This is a genomic window from Bradyrhizobium sp. HKCCYLRH1034, assembly GCF_051168375.1.
Lineage (GTDB): Bacteria > Pseudomonadota > Alphaproteobacteria > Rhizobiales > Xanthobacteraceae > Bradyrhizobium.
The window spans coordinates 21,852-45,956 of the sequence record NZ_JBNPUW010000023.1; the positions used below are offsets into that span (position 1 = coordinate 21,852).

Annotated in this window: 21 protein-coding genes; 11 read left to right on the forward strand and 10 right to left on the reverse strand. The window is 64.9% G+C overall.

Annotated elements, in window-relative coordinates; genetic code table 11:
• Positions 1-210: 210 nt before the first annotated feature.
• The gene (locus ACQR0W_RS32825) at positions 211-969 is read left to right on the forward strand and encodes an SDR family NAD(P)-dependent oxidoreductase (protein WP_316169852.1); all 759 of its coding nucleotides are present in this window, start codon (positions 211-213) and stop codon (positions 967-969) included.
• Between the two features lie 13 nt (positions 970-982).
• Here the strand turns inward: ACQR0W_RS32825 and ACQR0W_RS32830 are convergent, their stop codons facing one another.
• Both ACQR0W_RS32830 and ACQR0W_RS32835 read right to left on the reverse strand, forming a co-directional pair.
• Positions 983-2,008: a LacI family DNA-binding transcriptional regulator gene (locus ACQR0W_RS32830; RefSeq protein WP_316169853.1), complete on the reverse strand. Its 1,026-nt coding sequence runs from the start codon at positions 2,006-2,008 to the stop codon at positions 983-985.
• A gap of 18 nt (positions 2,009-2,026) precedes the next feature.
• Complete coding sequence (locus tag ACQR0W_RS32835; RefSeq protein ID WP_315825479.1) at positions 2,027-2,293, reverse strand: hypothetical protein; 267 nt, start codon at positions 2,291-2,293, stop codon at positions 2,027-2,029.
• Between ACQR0W_RS32835 and ACQR0W_RS32840 the strand changes: the two genes are divergently transcribed.
• From ACQR0W_RS32840 to ACQR0W_RS32860, 5 genes are all read left to right on the forward strand, one after another.
• On the forward strand, positions 2,232-3,371 hold the full coding sequence (locus ACQR0W_RS32840; protein ID WP_315825326.1) for a sugar ABC transporter substrate-binding protein: 1,140 nt from the start codon (positions 2,232-2,234) through the stop codon (positions 3,369-3,371). The two genes, ACQR0W_RS32835 and ACQR0W_RS32840, sit on opposite strands and share 62 nt — an antisense overlap.
• Positions 3,372-3,447: 76 nt before the next feature.
• A complete protein-coding gene (locus ACQR0W_RS32845) occupies positions 3,448-4,989 on the forward strand; it encodes a sugar ABC transporter ATP-binding protein (protein ID WP_315713530.1) in 1,542 nt (513 codons plus the stop codon).
• Positions 4,986-5,966 carry an ABC transporter permease gene (locus tag ACQR0W_RS32850; protein ID WP_315713531.1) on the forward strand — a complete coding sequence of 327 codons (981 nt, stop codon included), beginning with the start codon at positions 4,986-4,988 and terminating at the stop codon, positions 5,964-5,966. Before ACQR0W_RS32845 ends, ACQR0W_RS32850 begins: the two co-directional genes overlap by 4 nt.
• Entirely contained in the window at positions 5,963-6,943 is a 981-nt protein-coding gene (locus ACQR0W_RS32855) for an ABC transporter permease (RefSeq protein WP_315713532.1), read from the forward strand. The genes ACQR0W_RS32850 and ACQR0W_RS32855 overlap by 4 nt, the downstream gene beginning before the upstream one ends.
• Before the next feature lie 461 nt (positions 6,944-7,404).
• Positions 7,405-8,388 (forward strand): phosphatase PAP2 family protein, encoded by a 984-nt coding sequence (locus ACQR0W_RS32860; RefSeq protein ID WP_316187469.1) that lies wholly within the window; start codon positions 7,405-7,407, stop codon positions 8,386-8,388.
• A gap of 79 nt (positions 8,389-8,467) precedes the next feature.
• On the opposite strand, the gene ACQR0W_RS32865 is transcribed toward ACQR0W_RS32860, so the two are convergent.
• The 7 genes from ACQR0W_RS32865 to ACQR0W_RS32895 form a co-directional block, all read right to left on the reverse strand.
• Positions 8,468-9,163, reverse strand: a complete 696-nt coding sequence (locus ACQR0W_RS32865) for an ABC transporter ATP-binding protein (protein WP_315713534.1) — start codon at positions 9,161-9,163, stop codon at positions 8,468-8,470.
• Entirely contained in the window at positions 9,163-9,912 is a 750-nt protein-coding gene (locus ACQR0W_RS32870) for an ABC transporter ATP-binding protein (protein ID WP_315752344.1), read from the reverse strand. Before ACQR0W_RS32870 ends, ACQR0W_RS32865 begins: the two co-directional genes overlap by 1 nt.
• Positions 9,909-11,201 (reverse strand): branched-chain amino acid ABC transporter permease, encoded by a 1,293-nt coding sequence (locus ACQR0W_RS32875; protein ID WP_434840897.1) that lies wholly within the window; start codon positions 11,199-11,201, stop codon positions 9,909-9,911. Before ACQR0W_RS32875 ends, ACQR0W_RS32870 begins: the two co-directional genes overlap by 4 nt.
• A complete protein-coding gene (locus ACQR0W_RS32880) occupies positions 11,198-12,145 on the reverse strand; it encodes a branched-chain amino acid ABC transporter permease (RefSeq protein ID WP_315752342.1) in 948 nt (315 codons plus the stop codon). The genes ACQR0W_RS32875 and ACQR0W_RS32880 overlap by 4 nt, the downstream gene beginning before the upstream one ends.
• Positions 12,146-12,263: 118 nt before the next feature.
• Positions 12,264-13,496, reverse strand: a complete 1,233-nt coding sequence (locus ACQR0W_RS32885; protein ID WP_434840896.1) for a branched-chain amino acid ABC transporter substrate-binding protein — start codon at positions 13,494-13,496, stop codon at positions 12,264-12,266.
• Positions 13,497-13,742: 246 nt separating this feature from the next.
• A complete protein-coding gene (locus ACQR0W_RS32890) occupies positions 13,743-15,014 on the reverse strand; it encodes a serine hydrolase domain-containing protein (protein ID WP_434840895.1) in 1,272 nt (423 codons plus the stop codon).
• Positions 15,015-15,133: 119 nt separating this feature from the next.
• On the reverse strand, positions 15,134-16,354 hold the full coding sequence (locus ACQR0W_RS32895) for an ABC transporter substrate-binding protein (protein ID WP_434840894.1): 1,221 nt from the start codon (positions 16,352-16,354) through the stop codon (positions 15,134-15,136).
• A gap of 282 nt (positions 16,355-16,636) precedes the next feature.
• On the opposite strand from ACQR0W_RS32895, the gene ACQR0W_RS32900 reads away from it, so the two are divergent.
• Both ACQR0W_RS32900 and ACQR0W_RS32905 read left to right on the forward strand, forming a co-directional pair.
• Positions 16,637-17,329: a TetR/AcrR family transcriptional regulator gene (locus tag ACQR0W_RS32900; RefSeq protein ID WP_315713541.1), complete on the forward strand. Its 693-nt coding sequence runs from the start codon at positions 16,637-16,639 to the stop codon at positions 17,327-17,329.
• Positions 17,330-17,381: 52 nt separating this feature from the next.
• A complete protein-coding gene (locus ACQR0W_RS32905; RefSeq protein ID WP_434840893.1) occupies positions 17,382-19,427 on the forward strand; it encodes an acetoacetate--CoA ligase in 2,046 nt (681 codons plus the stop codon).
• A 22-nt stretch (positions 19,428-19,449) separates the two neighbouring features.
• On the opposite strand, the gene ACQR0W_RS32910 is transcribed toward ACQR0W_RS32905, so the two are convergent.
• A complete protein-coding gene (locus ACQR0W_RS32910; RefSeq protein WP_434840892.1) occupies positions 19,450-20,355 on the reverse strand; it encodes an MBL fold metallo-hydrolase in 906 nt (301 codons plus the stop codon).
• 233 nt (positions 20,356-20,588) lie between these two features.
• Here ACQR0W_RS32910 and dinB point away from each other — a divergent pair, with 233 nt between their 5' ends.
• The 3 genes from dinB (at position 20,589) to chrA (ending at position 24,069) form a co-directional block, all read left to right on the forward strand.
• On the forward strand, positions 20,589-21,695 hold the full coding sequence (dinB, locus tag ACQR0W_RS32915) for a DNA polymerase IV (protein ID WP_434840891.1): 1,107 nt from the start codon (positions 20,589-20,591) through the stop codon (positions 21,693-21,695).
• Between the two features lie 164 nt (positions 21,696-21,859).
• Positions 21,860-22,681 (forward strand): sulfurtransferase/chromate resistance protein, encoded by an 822-nt coding sequence (locus tag ACQR0W_RS32920; RefSeq protein WP_315825333.1) that lies wholly within the window; start codon positions 21,860-21,862, stop codon positions 22,679-22,681.
• Entirely contained in the window at positions 22,678-24,069 is a 1,392-nt protein-coding gene (gene chrA, locus ACQR0W_RS32925) for a chromate efflux transporter (RefSeq protein WP_434840890.1), read from the forward strand. Before ACQR0W_RS32920 ends, chrA begins: the two co-directional genes overlap by 4 nt.
• Positions 24,070-24,105 lie beyond the last annotated feature (36 nt).

The following is a 24,105-nucleotide window of genomic DNA, read 5'->3' on the forward strand; positions in this document are numbered from 1 at the left end:
AGAATGCCGGAAAGCCAAACAAGGACATCGCAGGGGGAGTGCCCGGATCCGTCAGCATCGACATCGGGCGCGAGTTGCTCGCAGGCGCACACGAAGGGGTCCAGGCGAACGCGCACCGGCTGTGCATCGCACGGCACGGACGACGTTCGAGATCCTGCCAGTGTCGCCGTCGGGCGCGGCTGCTCTCCAGGCGCAACTGAGAGGAAGCCAATGCAGGGCACCATCTTTCCAAGCCTCAAGGATCGGGCCGTCCTCGTGACCGGCGGCGGCTCCGGCATCGGGGAAGCGATCGTGCGCAATTTCCTCGGCCAAGGCGCGCGTGTCGGATTCATCGACATCGATCTGGAGGCGTCGCAGCAGCTGCTGGCGAGCCTGCCTGCGGAGGCCAAGGTGCACTTCGAGCATGCCGACCTTCGCGACATCGGTGCGCTGAGGGCCGCGGTCGACGGCGCCCGTGCGGCGCTGGGGCCGATCACCATTCTGGTGAACAACGCCGCGCGTGATGACCGCCACGCGATCGAGGACGTCACGCCGGACTATTGGGACGAGCGCATCGCCGTGAACCTCAAACATCAGTTCTTCGCGGCCCAGGCGGTCGCGCCGGACATGATCCAGGCCGGAGGCGGCGCGATCGTCAATCTCGGTTCGGTGAGCTGGGTGCTCGGCCAGGGCAACATGCCCTGCTACACCACGGCGAAGTCGGCGATCCAGGGACTGACCCGCGCCCTCGCCCGCGATCTCGGACCCAATAACGTGCGGGTCAATTCCATTCTTCCGGGCTGGATCATGACCGAGCGGCAGCAGAGACTCTGGCTGACGCCCGAGGGCGAGGCCGAGCTCATGCGCCGCCAATGCCTCAAGCGCAAGCTCATGCCGGACGACATCGCCCGCGTGGTGCTGTTCTTCGCCGCCGACGACAGCGGCGCCTGCACCAACCAGAACTACATCGTCGACGGCGGCTGGGCCTGAGGCTCGACCATCATCACGAAGCCACGAGGTGCGGTCCGGTGCTGCCGCGTGCGACGATCTCGAAGCCGAGGTCGATCCGCCGCGTTCTCGGCCGCTTGCCGGTGGCGATCACCTGAAGCACCAGTTCGGACGCCACGCGCCCCATGTCGGCGCGCGGCGTCAGCACGGTCGACAGCGGCGGATTGGAGGCCGCCGCGAATTCCAGGTCGTTGAAGCCGATCAGCGAGATCCGGCGCGGGACCTCCAGCCCCGCCTGCTGGCAGGCGAATAGCGCACCAAGCGCGATGTTGTCATCGCAGCAGAAGATCGCATCGGGAGCTTCGCTCGCGAGCATCTCCTCGGTCAGCTTACGCCCCAGCGAGATCGTCGCCTGCGCCGGCAGCCAGGCCACCAGCGACGTGCCGTCCAGCCCCGCTTCGGCCAGCGCCGCACGATACCCCTCGAGCCGGGCGCGGGCCCGGTCGTCGCGCTGTCCCGAGAGATAGGCGATCCGCCGATGTCCCAGCTCGATCAGGAAGCGGGTCGCGGCGTAGCCGCCCTGGCGCTGCGAAAGTCCGACATTCAGATCGATCGGATCGTCGGTCAGCTCGAACGTCTGCACCACCGGAATCCGCGAACGTTCGAGAACGCGCCGCGCGGCCCGCGTCTGGTTCACTCCGACCAGGATCAGCGCCTCGATGTTCTGGCCCAGCAAGGTCCTGATCGCGCCCTCTTCCTCCTCCGCCGAGTAGCGGCTGCTGACGACGACGGGGCGAAAGCCGAGCGGCAGCAGGGTGTCGTAGATCGCCTGCAGGTAGTCCGCGAAGATGCCGTTGGAGAGCGACGACACGACGATGCCGATCGAATGCGTGCGGGTCGAGGCGAGCCGGCTCGCCGCGTAGTTCGGCACATAGGCCAGCCTGTCGACCGCGGCATCGATCCGCTTGCGCAACTCCGGCGACACCATATCGGGCCGCCGCAGCGCCCGCGACACAGTGACAGCGCTGACATTGGCGATGCGCGCGACGTCCTCCAGCGTGGTGCGACGCTTCTGAGACATGATCCTTGCAACATTGATTCACGCGGATTTGTCCGAACCATATTCATGACATGCGGCCGGCCGCTTGGCAAAAGCCGCGCGACGGTAATTGACAGCGCTGTCATTGATCAGTAACGCTTGGCGGGTCGAGACGACGAGCAATGCTCGCACAACCTCCGGAAACAAAGAGGCGTCTCGCACATGCGTCATTGATTTGGCGCCACAACAACAGGGGAGGTCACGAATGTCGTCCAAGTCGATGAGGGCGCGATGCCTTGCCACTTGTGCATCGCTGGTGTTGGTCACGGCGTTTGCCGGCAAGGCGCTGGCGGAGCCGGAGATGGTCAAGGGACCGGCGACCGAGCCTGAATGCATGGTGCCGTGGACCACGGACACCAAGTTCTTCAAGTTTCCGGCCAAGAAGGGCCCGTACCGCATCGCACTGGCGAACGGCTACATCGCCAATACCTGGCGCATCCAGATGATCCAGACCGCGAAGGCCTATGCGGCGCAGCCGGAGGTCAAGGCCAAGCTGAAGGAATTCAAGGTCGTCTCGACCGGCGAGGACGTACCGGCCCAGATATCGGCAATCAACAACTTCATCGATTCCGGCTATGACGCCATCGTCGTCAACGCGCAGAACCCGACCGCGTTCGGGCCGGTGATCAAGCGCGCCAAGCAGGCCGGCGTGATCCTCGTCGCCTTCGACAACATCCTCGCGACGGAAGATGCGATCAACGTCAATGTCGACCAGAAGGGTCTCGGCGAACTCTGGGCGAAGTGGCTGGTCAAGAACGTGCCCGGCGGCGGCAAGGTGCTCGAGGTGCGCGGCGTCGCCGGCACCTCGGTCGACACCGATCGGCACAACGGCTTCCACTCCGTTCTCGATGCCTCCGGCAAGAAGTGGCAGGTCACCGAGGTCGTCGGCAAATGGGACGACGGCGTCGCCCAGAAGGCCACGGCGGATGCGATCGCGACCAATGGCCCGTTCGATGCGATTTCCGGCCAGGGCGGCGACACCGGCATCGTGCAGGCCATGCTCGACGCCAAGCACAAGATGGTGCCGTTCGGCGGCGAGACCGAAAACGGCTTCCGCAAGTTCTGCGCCGCCAAGGCGTCCGAAGGCCTGAAATGCTCTTCCGCCGGTACCGGACCTGCGCAGGTCGCGGTCGCGATCAAGGTCGCGCTCGCCGCGTTGGAAGGCAAGGTGGTGCCGCAATCGGTCAAGCTGCCGCTCGCCGTCGTCGAAGATCCGAACTTCAAGAAGGATCAGGACTACTTCCCGGCCCAGTCCGACAACTTCTTCGTCGGCAACTCCTTCCCGACCTGCGGCATCAACTTCACGGCGCAGGAGATCATGGGTCAGTCGAAGGAAAATCAATAGGCCGGTGTGATCGCTGGTCCGCGAGTTCTCTCGCGGCCAGCCCGTCCCTATTGCCCAAACGACTGAGGGAGCAAGCATGATCGCGGCCGAGCCGCTGTTTCGCGCCGAAGGACTGTCCAAGCGCTACGGCGGCGTGATCGCTCTCGACGGTGCGGACCTGGAGGTCCATCCCGGCCGCATCCACGCCATTCTCGGCGAGAACGGCGCCGGCAAGTCGACGCTGATCAAGCTGATGGTCGGCGTGGTCGCGCCGGACGAAGGCCGGATGACGCTTGAAGGACGCGCGGTCGCCTTCAGCGGTCCCTCCGCCGCGAACGATGCCGGCGTCGTCTGCATCTTCCAGGAGCTGTCGCTGATCCCCGACCTGTCGGTCGCCGACAACATCATGATCTCGCATCCGCCGACGCGGTTCGGCATGATCGACCGGCGCGCCCAGCGCCGACTTGCCGAGGAGGCGCTGCACCGCGCCGGCGCCAGCGACATTCATCCGCGCGCGCTGGTGAAGGACCTGCCGCTGTCGCGCCGCCAGATGGTCGAGATCGCGAAAGCGCTGTCGCGGCAGCCCAAGATCCTGATCCTCGACGAGGCAACCTCGGCGCTGACCGCATCCGACGTGACCAAGGTGTTCAAGGTGCTGAAGCGCCTGCGCAGCGAGGGGCTGGCGCTGCTCTACATCTCCCATCGCATGCACGAGATCGCGGAACTCGCCGACGATTGCAGCGTGTTCCGCAACGGCCGCCGCATCTCGACCTTCCCGGCCGGCACCAAGACGGATGCCGAAGTGATCGAGCTGATGATCGGCCGCGAGTACAAGCATGCCTTCCCGGAAAAGCCGCCGCGCAAGACCGATGGGCGGCCGCCCGCGCTGCAATGCAGGAGCATCAGTTGGGGCGACCGGCTGAAGGACATCTCGTTCTCGCTGCAGGCCGGCGAGATCATCGGTCTCGGCGGGCTCGACGGCCAGGGCCAGCGCGAGCTGCTGCTGGCGCTGTTCGGCGTGCTGCGCGACTGTCGCGGCGACATTCTGATCGACGGCAACAAGGTGACGATCGACAGCCCCGTCACCGCCAAGTCGGAGCGCATCGGCCTCGCGCTCATTCCGGAGGACCGCAAGACCGAAGGACTGATGCTGCCGATGTCGGTGCGCGACAATCTCTCGGCCGCCGCCTTCGACCGGTTCGCGACATTCGGCATCATCGACCGGCAGCGGCAATCGATGCTGATCGAGGAGATGATCCGCCTGATCGAGATCAAGACCGCCTCCCCCGATCTCGCTGTCAGCGCGCTCTCCGGCGGCAACCAGCAGAAGGTCGTGATCGCGAAATGGCTGATGAACAAGCCGCGCATCATCCTGCTCAATGATCCGACGCGCGGCATCGATGTCGGCACCAAGCAGGAGATCTACCGGCTGCTGCGCCGGCTTGCCGACGAGGGCGCCGCGATCCTGCTCTATTCGACCGACTATGACGAGCTGATCGGCTGCTGCGACCGCGTGCTGGTGATGTACGATGGCGCGATCAGGCGCGAGCTCGCGGGCGCCGAGATCACCGAGCGCGCGCTGGTCAGCAGTGCGCTCAATGTCGACGAAGGCGAGCGAGCGGAAGCGAGTCTGGCATGACCGAGTGGCGGTACTGGCTCTCCGAACAGCGCGGCACCCTGCTCGCGATCGGGATCTTCGTCGCGATGTTCCTGCTCTATGCGACCAATCATCCGGCCGGCTTCAGCGCCAACATGGTGCAGACCGCGGCCAACAAGGCGACGCTGCTGGCCTTTGTCGCGATGGCGCAGGCGATCGTGGTGATCACCGCCGGCATCGATCTGTCCGTCGGCATGATCCTGACCCTGACCAACTGCCTCGCATCCTGGATCGTGGTCGGCACCGCCACCGAGACCGCGCTCGGCGTGGCCGGCGTGCTCGGCACCGGCATCGTCTGCGGCATGATCAACGGCGCGATCGTGATCTTCGGGCGCCTGCAGCCGATCGTGACGACGATCGCCACCGGGGCGATGTACTACGGCATCGCGCTGTTCCTGCGGCCCAATCCCGGCGGATCCGTCAACGAGACGCTGGCGGATGCCTTGACGGGAAGATTGTTCGGCGTGCTGCCCACGAGCCTCGTGGCACTGGCTGCGGCGGCGCTGCTGATCTGGGTACCCTATAGCCGCTCGGTCATCGGCCGCGCCGCGTTCGCGACCGGCTCCTCCGAGGTCGCAGCCTACATGTCCGGCGCGCCGATCCGCGCGGCCAAGTTTGTCGCCTACACCTTGGCTGGCCTATTGTCGGCGATCGGCGGCCTGTTCCTGACGTTCTTCTCCTACACGGGCGAAGCCGCCTATGCGAGTGGCAATGCCTACACGCTGTTCTCGATCGCGGCCGTGGTGCTCGGCGGCGTATCGCTGATGGGCGGACGCGGCAGCGCGATCGGGGCGATCTTCGGCGCGCTCGCCTTCCGCACCATCGGCGATCTGCTGTTCGTGTTCGATTTCGATCCGCTGTGGCAGCCGCTGTTCCAGGGTCTCGTGCTGATGCTCGCGGTCTCGATCGGCGCGTTCGGTCTGGTGCGGGTGCGCAATCGGCTGGAGTGGTTCGGATGAGCGACGCAACGGCACCACGACCGACCCATCGCGGGATCGCCATGCTGCGTCGGATCGATCCGGCGGTGGCGGCCTCGTTCGGCTGCATCCTGCTGCTGCTGCTGGTGGGCAGCCTCTATTCGCGCAGCTTCCTGTCGCCGGATTATCTGCTGCAGCAGTTGAAGGTCGCGAGCTTCCTGGGCGTGATCGCCACCGGCATGATGCTGGTGATCCTGCTCGGCCAGATCGATCTCTCGGTACCCTGGGTTGTCACGACGGGCGCGATGATGGCCTGCGCGGCGGCCGCCCATGGCACGACCGGCGCCATCATCGCGATTCCCTGCGGCATTCTCTGCGGAGCCGCCATCGGTCTCCTGAACGGCATCGGCGTCGCCTATCTGCGCATTCCCTCGATGATCATCACCCTGGCGACCAACGCGGTCGCGCAAGGGCTGATGGTCGCCTACACCGGAGGCTTCGCGCCGCAGGATTCCGCCTCCAAGGCGATGCGCTATCTCGCCACCGGCAATATCGTGCCCGGCCTTCCCAACGCGGTGCTGGTGTGGGCGATCATCGGCGGCGCCGCGATCTGGCTGCTGTCGCGGACCACGTTCGGCCGCGCCATCTATGCCATCGGCAATCGCGAGCGCGCGGCCTATCTCTCAGGGATCGATACACGCCGCATCACCATGCTGGCGTTCGCGCTGTCCGGCGCCCTCTCCGCCTGCGGCGGCGTTCTGCTCGCGGGCTACGCCTCGAAGGCGGCGCAGTCGATGGGCGACGCTTATCTGCTGCCCTCGATCGCGGCCGTCGTGCTCGGCGGCACGCACATCCTCGGCGGCCGCGGCAGCTATCTCGGCACCGTCGCCGGCGTCGTGCTGATCACCCTGCTGCAATCCATTCTGTCGGTGATGCAGATCAGCGAGGCCGGTCGCCAACTGATCTACGGCGCGGTGATCATCCTGATGCTCCTGATCTACGGCCGCCAGAAGCTGTGATGCATGCGACGTCGCGACGGACTTTGCTGACGGCGACCACCTCTCGCGCAAGCCCGCGAGCGATCGGCCGCTGACCCCACAGCACCACCACAAGTAGCTCGCCCGCAACGACTGGCGAAGCCCTTCAAACCAAAGCTGCCTCGGATTCGCTCTCGGTCTCTTCTCACCGATTCACCCGCTTTCTATGGGCGCGAAGGCGGCCTCATCGCCGAATGTGCTTTCCTGTCCGGCACAACCGAAACAGGGTTCCAGGCTACGCTTGATTAAGCATCGTTGCACGGTATCTGCGTATTTTACCCGCCGAGGTTGATTTATTGGCCCGACCGGCCGTAACAAGACACCGACGGGAAACAAATCGAAATCCATTTGAAATGTGAGAGCGGACGACAATGTCGGACACCGCAGCCGGTGGTCTATTGCCTGATCTCAGCCGCCGCTGGCTCCCCTGGACAAAGAGCGTCTTGCAACGGGCGCATGACAGCGAGGATGCCGCGACGGCCTGGGCCGTGTTCCGGTTCAACTGGGCTGTCATGACAGCTCTTTGGGTGCTGTTCGGACTGTGCCTGATCTTCACGGATTTTCGCATCGAACCCGTCGGCTACATCATCGTGCTATCGACATCGGCCATCTATGGTGTCATCGGCTACGCCAACGCACGGTCGGCGCGGCGTGCCAAACCCTGGATGTTCTCATTCCTGACGGGAATGGCCCAGACCACACTGGCATCCACCGTGCTGGCATCACTGTCCTACATTGCGACGGCCGCCAACCTGCCGCTTCAGGACGCCAACCTGCTCGCCCTCGATCGCGCCCTTGGCTTCGACTTTCGCGACTACTTGTCGTTCGTCAATGACCGCCCCTGGGCCGTCCTGAGCCTCGCGTTCGGCTATCGATCCATTTCCTGGACGATCTGCATCATCGTCGTGGCCCTTCCCTTGCTGGGCCACTATCGCCGGTTCGCGGAGTTCAACCTCGCGATCAGCCTGACGCTGGCGCTGACCTGCATCATCACCTTGTTTGTCCCTGCACTCGGCGTGTATCACGCGTTGGAGCTGCCGCCGTCCGCCTACGCAAACCTCATCCCGCAGGCCTATTTCGACACGGCGCGCGAGGTGCCCCTGGTTCGCGATGGGACGCTGCGCCTGTTGGATACCAGCCATCTCGCGGGGATCGTGACCTTCCCGAGCTTTCACGCGGCAGCCGCGGTCCTCGACGGCTGGGCATTGTGGTCATTGCGCTGGTTGCGACCGTTCAATGTCCTGATCCACGGCGCGATGCTGCTCTCGACCCCGATCGGCGGCGGACATTTCCTCGTCGACATGATCGCCGGCATCGCGATCGCGACGGCGTCGATCTGCATCGCGCGCCTCGTTGCCCTGAGGCTACGCGAACGCCACGCCGCGTTTCCGCACCGCATGCTGCGACATCCATTGCCTCAGACCTGAAGGATTTGGACAAGGCGGGTGTCTGTGGCAGATCTGCCCGAGCTGCATCGGCGAAAATGTGCCGGCGGCTCCTGCGCCCTCACACTTCGAGCCACTCCTGCCGGACCGCGGTGTTGGCCTTGAGCTGATCCGGTGTCCCTTCGAACACGACGCGACCGTGGCCCATGACGTAGACGCGTTTCGAAATGCGCATCGCGATCGAGAGCTTCTGCTCGACGAGCAGGATCGCGACGCCCGCCGCTGCGATCCGGGCAATCAGATCGCCGACCTGCTGCACGATCAGCGGCGCCAGACCTTCGGTGGGCTCGTCGATCATGATCAGGTCGGGGTCGCCCATCAGCGTGCGGCAGGTGGTCAGCATCTGCTTCTCGCCGCCCGACAGCACACCCGCAGGCGTATCGGCGCGCGCGGCGAGATTGGGAAACATGTCGAGCATGTCCTGAAGGCGCCACTTCCCCGGCCGCCGCGTGTCCTTGATGCCGAGCACGAGGTTTTGCCGAACGGTGAGGCTCGGGAAGATGTCACGGTGTTCGGGCACATAGCCGAGGCCAAGGCGCGCGATCTTGTAGCTCGGCAAGCCGGCAATGTCCCGGCCCTTGAAGCGGATCGTCCCCTGCGGACTGACCTCGCCCATGATCGCCTTCACGGTGGTCGAGCGGCCGACGCCGTTGCGGCCGAGCAGGCTCACCACTTCGCCGGCGGCGACGTCGAGGTCGACGCCCTGCAGAATATGGCTCTTGCCATAGTAAGCGTGGAGGTTCCTGACCTCGAGCATCAGTGGGCCTCCTCGCCGAGATAGGCTTCCCTCACCTTCGGGTCGCGACGGATCTCCTCCGGCGTGCCCGACGCGATGATGTGGCCATAGACCAGCACCGAGATGCGATCGGCGAGACCGAATACCACGCTCATGTCGTGCTCGACGATCACCAGCGTCCGCCCCTCGGTGAGCCGCCGGATCAACGAGACGGCGCGCTCGGTTTCCGCGTGGCTCATTCCGGCGGTCGGCTCGTCGAGCATGACGACCGTCGCACCGCTCGCGATGGTGACGCCGATCTCCAGCTCGCGCTGCTCGGCATAGGTCAACAACCCCGCGGGAATGTCACGCCGATGCGTGAGATGGATGTCATCGAGGATCTGGGCGGTCCGCTCGCGCACCTCCGGCAGGCTGTCGACGTTCTTCCAGAACGCGTAGCGATGTCCGGTCGCCCACAGCACGGCGCATCGGACGTTCTCCCACACGGTCATGCGGGCGAATACGTTGGTGACCTGGAACGAGCGCGACAGGCCGCGCCGATTGATCTCGAACGGCCGCAGGCCGGAGATGAGCGTGCCGTTCAGCCTCACCTCGCCGGAGGTCGGCCTGATGTGTCCGCTGATCAGGTTGAACGTCGTGGACTTGCCGGCGCCGTTCGGGCCGATGATGGCGTGGCGCTCGCCCTTGGTGACGCTGAGATTGAGGTCGCGGATGACGCCGACATTGCCGAAGCGCTTTTCGACGGCGCGAACTTCGATCGCTGCGGTCATGCCAGATACCCCCGATCACGCGCCACGGTGGCGGCCCTGTCCCAGGCTCCGGCGATCCGCTGCCACGTCGACCGCGCGACAAAGAAGCCGGCGACCACCAGAATCGCGGCGACGCCCCATGTCGCCGGCGATTGCGGATTGAAGGCCACGCCGAACAGGTTGATGGCGTCACCACCCGAATAGCGCGCGACCGTCTCGATGGTCAGGATGACGCCGTAGGCGAGCGCCCCGGTCGGCACGATGGCAACGAGATAGGACGGGATCACCATTCCGAGCGTTCCGGCACGGACCAGCGGCCGGTGCATCATCAGCAGACCGGCAATGCCACCGGGTGAGAACATGACGATGCCGATGAAGATGATGCCAAAGTAGAGCTGCCATACGCTGGTGAGGCTCGTCAGCCCGAGCTGGAGATAGGTCACCAGGATCGCGCCGAGGATCGGACCGAAGAAGTAGGCCGTCCCGCCGATGAAGGTCGCGAACAGCACCAGGCCCGACTGGATTGCACCGAGATAGGCGGAATTCGCGATCTCGAAGCTGATCGCCGCGAGGCCGCCCGCGACGCCGGCGAAGAATCCGGCAAAACAATAGGCGAGATAGCGGACGACGTGCGGGTCGTAGCCGATGAACTGGACCCGTTCGGGATTGTCGCGCACCGCATTGCTGATCCGCCCCAGGGGCGTCCGGGTCAGCGCATACATCGCGATTGCCGACAGCACCAGCCAGAACGCGATCAGGTAATAGACCTGCAGCTGCGGCCCGAAGGTCCAGCCGAACATGCGCGGCAGAGCGGTGCGGTCCGTGGTGATGCCGGCTTCGCCGCCAAACACCGAGCGCAGGATCAGCGACGACGACGCCACGAGCTCGCCGATGCCGAGCGAGATCATCGCGAACACCGTGCCGGCGCGCTTGGTCATGACCCAGCCGAGGATGATCGCGAAGGCGAGCCCGCCCAGCCCGCCGAACAGCGGAATGAAGGGCAGCGGAATCGGCCAGCCATGCGCCACCACCGCATTCATCATGTGACAGGCCGCGAAGCCGCCCAGGCCGTAGTGAACCGCATGACCGAACGACAGCAATCCGGTCTGACCGAGGAGGATGTTGTAGGAGAGCGCGAAGACGATCGCGATCCCGATGAGGCTGAACGAGGTCAGCGATCCGCCCGAATTGAAGAGCAGCGGCAGCACGATCAGCGCCGCCACGCCGATCACCCAGACGGCATAGAAGCGGAGACGGGATCCGGCGGGCTTTGCCGCGAGATGAGACGCGGAGGTCACTGCTGCGGTCATGATTCGCGAGTCCCCATCAGGCCCACGGGGCGCACGATCAGGACGAGCACCAGCAGCAGGTAGGGAACGATCGGCGCGACCTGCGCGATCGTCACGTTCCAGATGTCGGTGAGCACTGATGGCCCGGCGGATGGATCGAGCGGGCCGAAGGCGCTTGCCAGCGAGCCGTTCAGCGCGACGGCGAAGGTCTGCACCAGGCCGATCACCAGCGAAGCGATGAAGGCGCCCGGCAGCGAGCCCAGGCCGCCGAACACGATCACCACGAACAGGATCGGCCCGAGCGCCGCGGCCATGTCGGATTGCGTCACCAAAGCGGGACCGGCGATGACGCCGGCGAGACCGGCCAGCGCGCTACCGACCCCGAACACCACCATGAACACGCGTCCGACGTTGTGGCCGAGATGGCCCACCATGTGGGGATGGGTCAGCGCCGCCTGAACGATCAGGCCGACCCTGGTGCGCTTGAGCACGATCAGCAGCGCCACGAAGATCGTCACCGACACCGCCAGCATGAACAGCTTGTAGGCCGGATAGTTGGTCGAGAAGATCGTGAACGCGGGAAAGTCCAGCAGCGCCGGGACGCGATAGTCGAGCGGCGTCTTGCCCCAGATCATCGAGACGACTTCCTCGATCGCGAATGCAAGGCCGAAGGTCAGCAGCAGCTCGGCGACGTGGCCATGCTTGTGCGTGTTGCGGAGCCCGTAGCGCTCGACGGCCATGCCGATGGCCCCGACGAGGAGCGGCGCCAGCAGCAGGGCCGGCCAGAAGCCGACCCATTTCGTGAGCTGGAAGCCAAAGAAGGCGCCGAGCATGTAGAAGCTGGCGTGAGCAAAATTGAGCACCCCCATCATGCTGAAGATGACGGTCAGCCCGCTCGACAGCAGGAACAGCAGCATGCCGAACAGCACGCCGTTGAGGGTGGAGATGACGATGAGTTCAAGCACGGTGCACCCGCGAATGTCCGGGGCCTCGATACCCCGCCGCTCATTCCCTAACAGATCGACGCAGGGCCGACGCCGCTTCCCGCACGGTGAGGACGTGCGGGAAGCCAGCGCGGATCGGTTACGGCCGCGCCATCTTGCACGTCGTCGACACCATGGCTTGGGGCGTATCGACCCTGGAGACCAGGTGCCATCCCCAGCCGGTGTTCTCCTCGTCGAACGGCTCGTTCGCCGCGAGCTTGCCGAAGGACGAGACGTAGATCGGCTGCAAGAACTGGTGATCATCCTTGCGCATGAAGCCGGTGCCGCCATCCAGCACCTCGAGCTTGAGGTCCTCGAGCGCGGCCGCGACCTTCACCGGATCGATGGAGTTGGCCTTCTCGGCCGCCGCCTTGAACATGCGCATCTCGTTGACCGCCCGCGGATACCACAGCGACATGTTGACCTTGGCGCGGAACGCCTTCTCGTAGTCCATCGCAGCCTGGTGGCCCGAATTGGCGAAGCCTTCGGTCAGCTGGAAGACCTGATGATCCAGGCCGGTCTGCTTGATGGCGGTCGGGCCGCCGGCGCCGCCCGCATAATAAGTGTACCAGTTGACCTTCAGGCCGGCATCCGCGGCGGCCTTGAGCAGCAGCGCGATGTCCTGGCCCCAATTGCCGGTGATGACGCTGTCGGCGCCGGACGCCTTGATCTTGGCAATGTAGGGCGAGAAGTCCGTGATCTTCAGCAGCGGATGCAGCTCGTCGCCGACGATCTGGACATCGGGTCGCTTCGCCGCCAGCATCTTGCGCGCATCGCTGCGGACCGACTGGCCGAACGAATAGTCCTGATTGATCAGATACACCTTCTTGATGGAAGAGATGTCCTTCATGTAGTTGGTGAGCGCCTCCATCTTGATGTCCGAGCTGGCGTCCCAGCGGAAATGCCAGTAGCTGCATTTCTCGTTGGTCATGCTCGGATCGACGGCGGCATAGTTGAAGTACAGCACTTCCTTGCCGGGGTTGCGCGTGTTGTGCTTGTTGACGAAATCCTCCAGCGCGAGCCCGACGGACGATCCGTTGCCTTGCGTGATGTAGCGGACGCCGGCGTCGATCGCCTTCTGGGCCTGGATCAGGCTCTCTTGCGGATTGGTCTTATTGTCGAACGGCACGATCTCGACCTTGTGGCCGAGAATGCCGCCCTTGGCGTTGAGCTCGTCGGCCAGGTACTGGAACGTCTTCAGGCCACCCTCGCCGATGCTCGCGCCGCCGCCGGACAGCGGATCGATATAGCCGATCTTGACGGTGTCTTCGGCCTGCGCGGCATGACCGAGCATCGGGACGATCAGGGCAATGGCTAAAGTTAACTTGCGCATAGTCTTGTTTCCTCGCTGGCTGTCGACTTCAGTCGATCGATACGCATGATCGCGCAATTTGAAGAAGCAATGAGCAGAATAACGGCCGGATGACAAGCTCGGCATGACGTGAACGCCAGTTGCAGCTCCGGCAATGTGGAAGACAGGCCGCCCGCCGCCGATCGGACGTTTCATTCGGCGGAATGTTGGCGTCCACATCTTGGACGAACCCGCCGGGCACCCGAGGGGTGACAAGCGCTGCCCCGTTCATGTCGCTTGTTCCGCAAGCTGGGACAGCGCGGCGTAGGTTCCACGCTGATAGACAGGAAGAGCACGGCGGCCGGCAGCACCGCGCCCAGTGGCAATCGTGGCCCCTGTTCCCGCCGAGACCGGCACGTGATGCTGAATCAGATAGATCATGATCAGGTCATTGACGGGATCGGCCTGCCACCAGGTGCCGAAGATGCCCGGCCAGGTGATCGTGCCCGGTGCGCCACAGGCATAGGGATTGCCGGCGGCATCCTCGACGATCGCAAGCCCGAGCCCAAATCCGCAGGTCTGCCACAGCGGCATGCCGGCGAAGGGAATCTGGCGCTGCGCGTCGATCAGCCGGTTGGTGCGCATCAGGTTGACGGTTTCGGGCCGCAACAGCCTGACGCCGTCCAGCTCGCCGCCTCCGAGCAGCATGCGCGCGAACCGATGATAGTCGGGCGCGGACGAGATCAGCCCGCCGCCGCCCGGCGTATAGGCCGGCGGCTCGTCATACATGACCGGCTCGACCTTCGCGAGCCGCCCCGCCGTCTCGTCATATCCGTACAGGCTCGCCAGACGATCTCGCTTGGCGTGCGGCAACCAGAAATCGCTGTCGACCATGCCGAGCGGCGCGAAGATGCGCTCCTGTAGCACCTGCCGAAGCGGCCTGCCTGCGACCCGGCCGATCAGGAAGCCGAGCACGTCGGTCGAATGACCGTAGTGGAAGCAGTCGCCGGGCTGATACGCCAGCGGCAGCGTGCCGAGCGCCGCGAGCCATTCGTCGGGCGTCGACCGGTTCATCGCGGGATCGCCGAGCGCGCGCTCATAGGCGACCTTCAACGGGCCTTCCGAGAAGAACGCGTAGGCGATGCCCGAGCGGTGCGTGAGCAGATCCTCGATGGTGATCGCGCGCCGGGCGGGCACGGTCTCGTCGAGCGGGTCGGCGGCGTCGCGCAGGACCCGCAGATCGGCGAGCTCCGGAATCCAGCGGGAGATCGGGTCGGCCAAGGCGATCCTGCCTTCCTCGACCAGCATCATCGCCGCCACCGAGGTGATCGGCTTGGTCATCGACGCGATCCGGAACAACGTATCCGGGCGCATCGGGCTCCTGGTTTCGACATCGCGCCAGCCGATCGTCTCGGCATGAACGATCTCGCCGCCGCGCGAGGTGAGAGACACGATGCCGGCGAGCTCGCCGCGATCGACGAATTCGGCGAGTGCCGGGCCGATCGCCGCAAGCGCCGCAGGATCGAAGCCCCGACGGCGGCGGACGGCTTCACTGGTCATGAGCGGCGCTCCGACGGACAGAGTTCAGTCTTCGGCGCCGGCCGGCGCGGGTGACGGAGAGACAGCGGGGTATCCTGGCGCGCAAGCGGCGCTCGGTCAGGCCATGGCCGATGAGAGGATTAGTCCGCCTTGACGTCGTCGGTCAGAATCGGACCCGATATGATCCAGCGCTGACCGTCGAATTTCATCATCTGGAATTGCTTGCTGATGCGGTAGTCATCGGGGGTTGTCGTCACCGACATTCCCGGCAACCCGAGATCGGGAACGAAGCCCTTGATGCTGGTCGCCTGCTTCATGATGTTGGCGCGCGTCAGCTCGTCGCCGCATTGCCTGAGAATGTGGACGAGCAGGGCCGCCGTCGAGTAGCCATAGGTCGCAAAGCCGCTGTTGGCGTCCTCGCCGGGCGCGTATTTCGCCATGAACGCCTTGTAGCGCTTCATGCCCTCGTCATCGGCCCATTGCGGATCGAGCGGATCCTTGCCGTAGGCGACCGAGATGATGTCCTTGGCATTCTCGAGCCCTGCGGGCACGAGCACCTGACCGACCGCCGTCGCGTTGACCTCCAGGATGTGGACGGGCTTCCAGCCAAGCTCGGCGGCATTCCTGATCGATTGCGCCGCGAATTTCGGCGTCGACATGTTGTAGAACAGATCGGCACCTGACGCCTTGAGCGTCACCAGCTGGGAATCGATCGTCGGATCGGACAGCTCGTAGGACATCTCTTTCACGATCATGCCGGCCTTGGCGCCGAGCCCGTCCTTCAGCCCCTTGACGTAGTCTTTGCCGAGGTCGTCGTTCTGATACAGGATGCCGATCTTCGCGTTCGGGTGGTTCTCCAGAATGTATCTGGCGTAGATGTGCGCTTCCGACTGGTAGTTCGGGTTGGCGGAGATCGTCCACGGAAAGTTCTTGGGATCGGTGAAGCGGGACGCTCCGCTTCCCGCCAGAAGCTGCGGAACGCCCTTGCCGTTCAGATATTTCTGGACCGCGGCGTTCGGCGGCGTGCCGATGATCTGGAACGTGGTCAGCACCTCGTCGCTTTCGACCAGCTTGCGCACCTGCTCGACGGTCTTCGGCGGGCTGTAGGCGTCGTCATACTGGATGAGGTTGATCTTGCGCCCGTTGACGCCGCCCTGCTCGTTAATCATGCGGATATAGGCCGCTTCCGCCTTGCCGATGGCTCCGAAAGCGGAAGCCGGCCCGCTGAGCGGGTTCGTCTGGCCGATCTTGATCTCGGTGTCGGTGGCCCCGACGTCGTATTTCTTCTGCGCGAACGCCGGGGCTGAAAGCGCCACGCCGAGCATCAGCACGGCAGCCGCCGTCGACGCGATCCGTGTCATGTGTCCTCCCGTGAGCGGCTGATCCATGGCCAGCCGATTCTCTTTGATGATGTCCGCGCACGACGAGACTGGCAGCGCGTTGCCCGCCGCCCGATCGTCGACCGTTTTCCATCAGGTCTCCGAGACCTACCGTCCGACCGGCCGGCGGTCAAGTTCATTCATTTAGCACTAAATGAAAATGTTGGAAGCCCGAAGTCCTGCTTGACCGGGCGCGCCCACCCCCTCATCGTCAAACACCAACGGCGCCGTTCCTGTCTGCGCCGATCAGGGACCACGGAGAGCATGCCAGCACAGCCGAAATCCGAGGGACGCCGCACGCGCGCGGAACAGCGCGCGACGACGGTGAAGCTGATCCTCGACACCAGCGAGGAGCTGTTCGCGCAGCTCGGCTATTTCGGCGTGACGATCAAGGATGTGGCCGACAGGATGGGCATCCATCCCGCGCTGATCCATTACTACTTCGAGGGCAAGAGGGCGTTGTTCGATGCCGTGTTCGAACGCCGCATGGAATACGCTGTCACGGTGCGCACGGCCGGGCTGGATGCCTACGAGGCCAAGGTCGGAGATCGTCCGACCGTTGAAGGCGCGCTGCGCGCCTATTATGACGGCGCGTTCGACGTCTACGTCAACGAAGAGGACAATTGGCGACACTTCGGCCGCATCTTCGCACAGGTCGCCAACGCGCCGGGCTATGGCGTGGAGATGATGGACACCTATCTCGATCCCATGGTGCTGCGTCTCATCGGGCTGCTGCAGAAGGCGTTGCCCGACGCCACGCCTGAGGACCTGTTCTGGAGCTTCCAGTTCACCTCCGGCGCCTACTCGCTGATCCTGTCACGGACCGGCCGGATCGACCGCCTGTCCGGCGGCCTGTGCAAGTCCGACGATTTCGCCGCGGTCCGCGAGCGGTTCGTGACCTTCATGGCCGGGGGCTTCAACGCGCTCTACAAGCGGCGGAAGCAGAAGTCGAAATGAGCGCCTCTTGGCGTCTCCTGGCCGTACCATGCAAACAAGCCCGGAACGAATGATGATAGCTCCCTACGTCCCGCAAATGGTCCTCTATCGGCAATGGCTGAGGGACAATCGCGGCCTCCATTTCGAGAACTTCGAGGAGATGCGGCAATGGTCCATCCGCGACCTCGACGGCTTCTGGCGCGGCATATGGGACTATTATGACCTGCAGTCGCCGACCGCGTTTTCGACCGTCCTGGGCAAGCGCACGATGCCGGGAGCGGTCTGGTTTCCGGGCGCTTCGGTCAACTACGCCCAGCAAGTCTTTCGTCACGTCGAAGCCGCCGATGCTGCGGCCCTGCCTGCGATCATCAGCAGTCACGAGGACGGCAGGCTCACGGAGACGACCTGGCCCGAGCTCCGGCGAAAGGCAGCCGCCCTGGCGCTGCATCTGCGCGAGCAAGGCATAGCGCCCGGCGACCGGGTCGCCGCCTATCTGCCCAATATACCCGAAGCCATCATCGCGTTTCTCGCTTCGGCGAGCATTGGCGCGATCTGGAGCGTTTGCGCCCCCGACATGGCCGCGCCCGCCGTGATCGACCGGTTCAAGCAGATCGAACCCAAGGTGCTGATCGCCTGCGATGCGGTCACCTATGCCGGCCGCCGGCACGATCGCCGCGGTGTCATCGAGGAGCTGCGCCGGTCGTTGCCGACACTCGGCCACGTCATCCTGCATAGTGACGATGCCGGCGCGCCGGTGAGCGGCGGGGTTCGTCTCTCGGACGTTCTGGCAAGAACGAGCCCTGGCGTCGATGCCTTCGAACCGGAGTGGCTTCCGTTCGATCATCCGCTCTGGATCGTCTACTCGAGCGGCACCACCGGGCTGCCGAAACCGATCGTGCATGGTCACGGCGGCATCATCATCGTCACGCTGGCCCTGCTCGGGTTGCACAACGACATCGGCTGCTCCTATCAGCCCAATTCGTTCGGCGAGCGCTATCACTGGTACAGCTCGACCGGCTGGATCATGTGGAACAACCAGGTCGGCGCGCTCCTGAATGGCACCACGTGCTGCGTCTTCGACGGCAGCCCCGCCGGGCCGAAGGATCGTCCGGACTGGACTACGCTGTGGCGCTTCGTGGCGAATTCGAAATCCACCTTCTTCGGTGCGGGCGCGGCGTTCTTCGCGAGCTGCGTCAAGGCGGACATCAACCTGGCCGACGCGGGCGATCTGTCCCATCTGCGTTGCCTCGGGTCCACCGGCTCGCCGCTCAGCGCCGACACGCAGGCCTGGTTCGATCAGCGGTTCGCGGCGCTGTCGCAGGTCAATGGCAGCCGGGCGCAGGCGCAAATGTGGTGGGCCAACATCTCGGGCGGCACCGACTTCGCCGGCGCCTTCATCGGCGGCAACCGCGAATTGCCGCAGGTGCCCGGAACGATGCAGTGCCGCGTGCTCGGAGCAGCGGTCGAGGCCTTCAACGACCAGGGCCAGCCTGTCATCGGCGAGGTCGGAGAGCTCGTCTGCACCGCGCCGATGCCGTCGATGCCGCTGCGGTTCTGGAACGACGCGGGGAATGTCCGCTATCTCGCGAGCTATTTCGACGCCTTCGAGACGCGCGAGGGCGGGCCGGTCTGGCGGCACGGCGACTGGCTAAAGGTCGATCCGGACGGCTCCTGCGTGATCTATGGCCGCAGCGACGCGACCATCAATCGCCACGGGCTGCGCATGGGGACGAGCGAATTGTACTCGGCCATCGAAGCGCTGCCGGAGATCCTGGATTCGCTGGTCGTCGATCTCGAATATCTCGGCCGAGACAGCTACATGCCGCTGTTCGTGGTGCTGCGCGACGGCGTCGCGCTCGATGCGGCGATGAAGCGGAAGATCAACACGGCGGTGGAAGCCAGCCTGTCGCGACGCTTCGTGCCTGACGACATCTTCGCGGTTGCCGAGATTCCGCGCACGCTGTCCGGCAAGAAGCAGGAGCTCCCGATCAAGAAGCTCCTGCTCGGGCAGCCGCTCGACAAGGTCATCAACCGCGATGCGATGGCCAATCCCGATTGCCTCGACTGGTACATCACGTTCGCCCAGAGCCGTTTGCAGAGCGGCTCAGGGGCGACGTAGCAGACGTGCCCGAAGCGAGCCGCTAGACCACCAGCTGGTCGAAATCGATCGCGACACGGCTGTCAGGAAAGATCTCCCGCGCCTCGGCGAGGATCTCCTCGTCGGGATAGCGGCCGGAAATGTGGTTCAGGACGAGCTGCCTGACGTTGCTGGACGCCGCAAGCCCGGCGGCCTCCGCGGCCGTCAGGTGGCCGTAGTCGCGAGCCATGGCGGTATCGCGCCGGAGGAAGGTCGCCTCGATCACGAGCATGTCCGCGTCGCGGACGTGCTCGTGCAGACCCTCGGTCGTTTCCGCATCGCCGGCGATGACGAGCTTCTTCGCCCCCTGCGGAGGCCCCAGAACATCCTCGGGATCGATGGTTCGGCCGTCCTCCAGCGTGACCGGCCGGCCCTCCGCCAATGCCTTCCGCACGGGCCCATCAGGCACCGCGAGCGCTGCCAGACGATCTGGCTTCAGATGGCGGCGCGCTCGACTCACAAATGCAAAGCCGAAGCTGTCGGTCTCGCGGTGCCGGACGGGAAAGCAGTTGGTCGTAAACTCGCCGGCGTCGAGAACCTCCCCGCGCCTGAGCGGAACGAGCTCGAGCGAGATCGGCGCGCGGCCCTCGCCCCACAGCCCTGCGAGCATTCGGACCACCACATCGAGCGTGCCGGGGCTGCCGTGGACGCGCATGATGTCAGCGCTCCTGCGCAGCCGCAGGGTGGAAAACAGTCCGGGAATGCCGAGGACATGGTCGAAATGGCCGTGGGTGAGCAGGATCCGATCGAGCCGCCGAAAGCCTGCCCCACCGCGGAGCAGCTGACGCTGGATCCCCTCGCCGCAATCGACGAGAATGCGATGCCGGCCTGCTCGAACGAGAAGGCCGGGATGATTGCGGTCCGCGGACGGAACGCTCGCCGAGGTCCCCAGGAACGTGAGCTCAAACATCACAGCCGGGCCAGGCGAATTTCGGTCGCGGCGCCGTGACCCGTTTTGACAACGGGTCCCGGCTGCGTCGCTTCGTTTCAATCACCGTAGGCCATCCTTTTCTGAGCGCTTTTCCGTAGCCGCCGTTTGAGGGCCTGACGGCAGATCTCATCGCAACGCCGCCGTCAAAGGGACGTCGCAGGCAACGCTCGGGCCGGGCAGACTTCATCGCCACGCTCTGATAGAGCTTGGCGATGCCAAGCTCCGGTCCGGAACAGGATGCCGCGCCGCCGGCCATTCGCAAGATCATCCACATCGACATGGATGCATTCTATGCGTCGGTCGAGCAGCGGGACAATCCCGAGCTGCGCGGCAAACCCGTGGCCGTCGGCGGATCGCGCGAGCGCGGCGTCGTGGCAGCCGCAAGCTACGAGGCTCGGGCGTTCGGCGTGCGCTCGGCCATGCCGTCGGTGACGGCAAAGCGCCAGTGCCCGGACCTGATCTTCGTCAAGCCGCGCTTCGAGGTCTACAAGGCCATCAGCCAGCAGATCCGCGCCATCTTCGCCGAGCACACGCCGATCATCGAACCTCTGTCGCTGGACGAGGCCTATCTGGACGTCACCGAAAACCTGCGAGGCATTCCGCTGGCGCGCGACATCGCGTTGCAGATCCGGGCCAAGATCAAGGCCGAAACCGGACTCAATGCCTCCGCGGGAATCTCCTACAACAAGTTCCTCGCCAAGCTGGCCTCGGACCATCGCAAGCCCAATGGGCAATACGTCATTTCGCCGGAGATGGGTCCGGTCTTCGTGGAGGGGCTGCCGGTCGGCAGGTTTCACGGCATCGGCCCGGCGACCGCAGCGAAATTCAACGCGCTCGGAATTCATACCGGGCTCGACATCCGCAACCAGACCCTCCCCTTCCTCCAGCAGCACTTCGGCAAGGCCGGCCACCACTACTATTGGATCTCGCGCGGCATCGACAATCGCCCGGTCCGAGCGAATCGCATCCGCAAATCAGTCGGCGCCGAAAACACCTTCTCGACCGACCTGACCGACTTCGAGCCGATGCTGGCGGAGCTGCAGCCGCTGATCGACAAGGTCTGGCAGCATTGCGAAACCAGCGGCAACAGGGGCCGGACGGTCACGCTGAAGGTCAAGTTCGCGGACTTCGAAATCATCACACGCAGCAGGTCCGTCGCCAACCTGGTCGCGAGCCGGGAGGATCTGGCACGCTTGTCCGTCGCGCTGCTTCAGAGCGAGATGCCCCTGGCCAAGCCGGTGCGGCTCCTCGGCGTCTCGCTGTCATCCTTGCAGCAGCAAGACATCGCAGTGGAAGCCCAGCTGCCCCTGCTGATCTGAGGCGGGTCGACCCCAATGGCGACCGCGGCGGTCCCCGATCGTTCCAGCACAGGGATGGGTTGACAGCCGAACAATCGAGCGCTTTATTCTGCGGCACGGGGATGTGCGATCTCCCCGCGAGGCGACATGCCCAAGAATCGCGTCCTGGTCACCAAGGGCGCAGCATGTCATCATCATACACCTCGATCTCACCCGAAAAATTGTCTCGACTGATCGGCACGGCGACCTCGCCACGGCTCGTCGACGTGCGTGTCGACGAGGATTTCGCCGCCGACCCACGCCTCATCCCCGGCGCCGTCAGGCGCTCCCATCTCGACGTCCAGCAATGGGCACCGAGCTTCACCGGCCAATCGGTTGTCGTGATCTGCCAGAAAGGCAAGAAGCTGAGCGAAGGCACCGCGGCCTGGCTCCGGTGCAGCAACGTCGCAGCCGAGGTCCTCGAGGGCGGCCACGTCGGCTGGACGGAGTCCCAACTCCCGACCGTGCCGGCCGACAGAATTCCGAGCAGGGACGACCGCGGCCGCACCGTCTGGGTCACGCGATCACGTCCCAAGATCGACCGCATCGCCTGTCCATGGCTGATCCGTCGCTTCGTCGATCCCGCCGCAGTCTTCCTGTTCGTGACGCCGGCCGAAGTCGAAGCGGTCGCCGAGCGTTTCCAAGCTACTCCCTTCGACATCGAGAATGTCTTCTGGAGCCACCGCGGCGAGCTTTGCACCTTCGACGTCATGGTCGAGGAGCTCGGTCTGCGGACACCACCCTTGGAACGACTCGCCACGCTGGTGCGGGCCGCAGATACGGCGCGACTTGATCTCTCGCCCGAGGCTCCTGGCCTCCTTGCCGCTTCACTCGGGCTGTCGCGAATGTACGACGACGATCTGGAGCAGTTGAGCGCGGGGCTGCTGCTCTATGATGCCTTCTACCGCTGGTGCCGCGACGCCACGAAGGAGGCGCACAACTGGCCGTCCAGCAAGGTGAAGTCATGACGGACGTCGTAGCATCGCGGAAGCCGGTTGCGGCCGAGCACGCCCATGGCATCTCCTTCAACGACGCGCTTCTCGTGTGGATCCGGGTGGCCTGTCTGAGTTTCGGCGGCCCCGCCGGCCAGATCGCGGTCATGCATCGCATCCTCGTCGAGGAGAAGAACTGGATCTCGGAGAGCCGCTTCCTGCACGCCCTGAACTACTGCATGCTGCTGCCGGGACCCGAGGCGCAGCAGCTTGCGACCTATATCGGCTGGCTGCTGCACCGGACCACCGGCGGCATCGTTGCGGGCACACTTTTCATTCTGCCCGGCATTTTCGCCATCATGGGCCTCAGCTACATCTATGCGGCCTATGGCAATGTCGGCGTCGTCGAAGCCTTGTTCTTCGGCCTCAAGGCGGCCGTGCTGGCGATCGTGATCCAGGCCGTCGTCCGCGTCGGCAAGCGCGCGCTACGCAATCGGATCATGATCGGACTGGCGGCCGCAGCCTTCGTCGCGATCTTCTTCTTCCGCGCGCCGTTTCCGATCATCATCATTGCTGCCGGAGTCATCGGCTTCGTCGCTGCCCGCCTCGGCCGGCCGGAATTCGCAGCCCTCGAACACGGCGGCAAGAACGCCGGTGCGATCGACAGCATGCTCGGCGAAGCCGTGCCGGATCACGTCCGTCCGAACGCTTCGCGCGCGCTGCGCGTGGCGGCCGTCTGGCTCGCGATCTGGCTCGCCCCCGTCTTCGCACTGCTGATCCTGCTCGGGCCGAACGACGTCTTCGGTCAGATCGCTATCTTCTTCAGCAAGATGGCGATGGTGACGTTCGGCGGCGCCTACGCCGTGCTCGCCTACGTCGCGCAACAAGCCGCGGAGTACTATCACTGGGTTGCTCCGCGCGAGATGCTCGACGGCCTCGGCATGGCGGAGACGACTCCCGGTCCCCTGATCATGGTCGTCCAGTTCGTGGGCTTCATGGCCGCGTTCCGCGGGGCGAGCGGGCTGTCTCCCATGCTAGCAGGCACGCTGGGCGGACTGCTGGCGACGTGGGTGACGTTCGCGCCCTGCTTTCTCTGGATCTTCGTCGGCGCGCCCTACATCGAGGCGTTGCGGGGAAACAAGGCGCTCGGCGGCGCGCTCTCGGCCATCACCGCCGCCGTCGTCGGCGTGATTCTCAATCTCTCGATCTGGTTCGCGCTGCACACCCTCTTCCGCGAGACCTTTCCGATCCAGGGATTCGGACTGTCATTCGACGCGCCCCGGCCGATGAGCATCGACCTGCCGGCCGTTGTCCTGTCGGTTGCGGCCGCCACGGCCATTTTCCGCTTCAACGTGGGAATGCTCGTCGTGCTCGCCGCCTCGTGCATCGCGGGCATCCTGATGCGCTTTGCGGGCGTCATCTGAGAGCACGCTGCGACGGAACATGGGGCAGTGCCAGAC

What these genes read in the sequence shown, in the direction of transcription:
- ACQR0W_RS32825 (WP_316169852.1), top strand. Translation starts at nt 211, where the DNA reads ATGCAGGGCACCATCTTTCCAAGCCTCAAGGATCGGGCCGTCCTCGTG.
- ACQR0W_RS32830 (WP_316169853.1), bottom strand. Translation starts at nt 2,008, where the DNA reads ATGTCTCAGAAGCGTCGCACCACGCTGGAGGACGTCGCGCGCATCGCC.
- ACQR0W_RS32840 (WP_315825326.1), top strand. Translation starts at nt 2,232, where the DNA reads ATGTCGTCCAAGTCGATGAGGGCGCGATGCCTTGCCACTTGTGCATCG.
- ACQR0W_RS32845 (WP_315713530.1), top strand. Translation starts at nt 3,448, where the DNA reads ATGATCGCGGCCGAGCCGCTGTTTCGCGCCGAAGGACTGTCCAAGCGC.
- ACQR0W_RS32850 (WP_315713531.1), top strand. Translation starts at nt 4,986, where the DNA reads ATGACCGAGTGGCGGTACTGGCTCTCCGAACAGCGCGGCACCCTGCTC.
- ACQR0W_RS32855 (WP_315713532.1), top strand. Translation starts at nt 5,963, where the DNA reads ATGAGCGACGCAACGGCACCACGACCGACCCATCGCGGGATCGCCATG.
- ACQR0W_RS32865 (WP_315713534.1), bottom strand. Translation starts at nt 9,163, where the DNA reads ATGCTCGAGGTCAGGAACCTCCACGCTTACTATGGCAAGAGCCATATT.
- ACQR0W_RS32870 (WP_315752344.1), bottom strand. Translation starts at nt 9,912, where the DNA reads ATGACCGCAGCGATCGAAGTTCGCGCCGTCGAAAAGCGCTTCGGCAAT.
- ACQR0W_RS32875 (WP_434840897.1), bottom strand. Translation starts at nt 11,201, where the DNA reads ATGACCGCAGCAGTGACCTCCGCGTCTCATCTCGCGGCAAAGCCCGCC.
- ACQR0W_RS32885 (WP_434840896.1), bottom strand. Translation starts at nt 13,496, where the DNA reads ATGCGCAAGTTAACTTTAGCCATTGCCCTGATCGTCCCGATGCTCGGT.
- ACQR0W_RS32890 (WP_434840895.1), bottom strand. Translation starts at nt 15,014, where the DNA reads ATGACCAGTGAAGCCGTCCGCCGCCGTCGGGGCTTCGATCCTGCGGCG.
- ACQR0W_RS32895 (WP_434840894.1), bottom strand. Translation starts at nt 16,354, where the DNA reads ATGACACGGATCGCGTCGACGGCGGCTGCCGTGCTGATGCTCGGCGTG.
- ACQR0W_RS32900 (WP_315713541.1), top strand. Translation starts at nt 16,637, where the DNA reads ATGCCAGCACAGCCGAAATCCGAGGGACGCCGCACGCGCGCGGAACAG.
- ACQR0W_RS32905 (WP_434840893.1), top strand. Translation starts at nt 17,382, where the DNA reads ATGATAGCTCCCTACGTCCCGCAAATGGTCCTCTATCGGCAATGGCTG.
- ACQR0W_RS32910 (WP_434840892.1), bottom strand. Translation starts at nt 20,355, where the DNA reads ATGTTTGAGCTCACGTTCCTGGGGACCTCGGCGAGCGTTCCGTCCGCG.
- dinB (WP_434840891.1), top strand. Translation starts at nt 20,589, where the DNA reads ATGCCAAGCTCCGGTCCGGAACAGGATGCCGCGCCGCCGGCCATTCGC.
- ACQR0W_RS32920 (WP_315825333.1), top strand. Translation starts at nt 21,860, where the DNA reads ATGTCATCATCATACACCTCGATCTCACCCGAAAAATTGTCTCGACTG.
- chrA (WP_434840890.1), top strand. Translation starts at nt 22,678, where the DNA reads ATGACGGACGTCGTAGCATCGCGGAAGCCGGTTGCGGCCGAGCACGCC.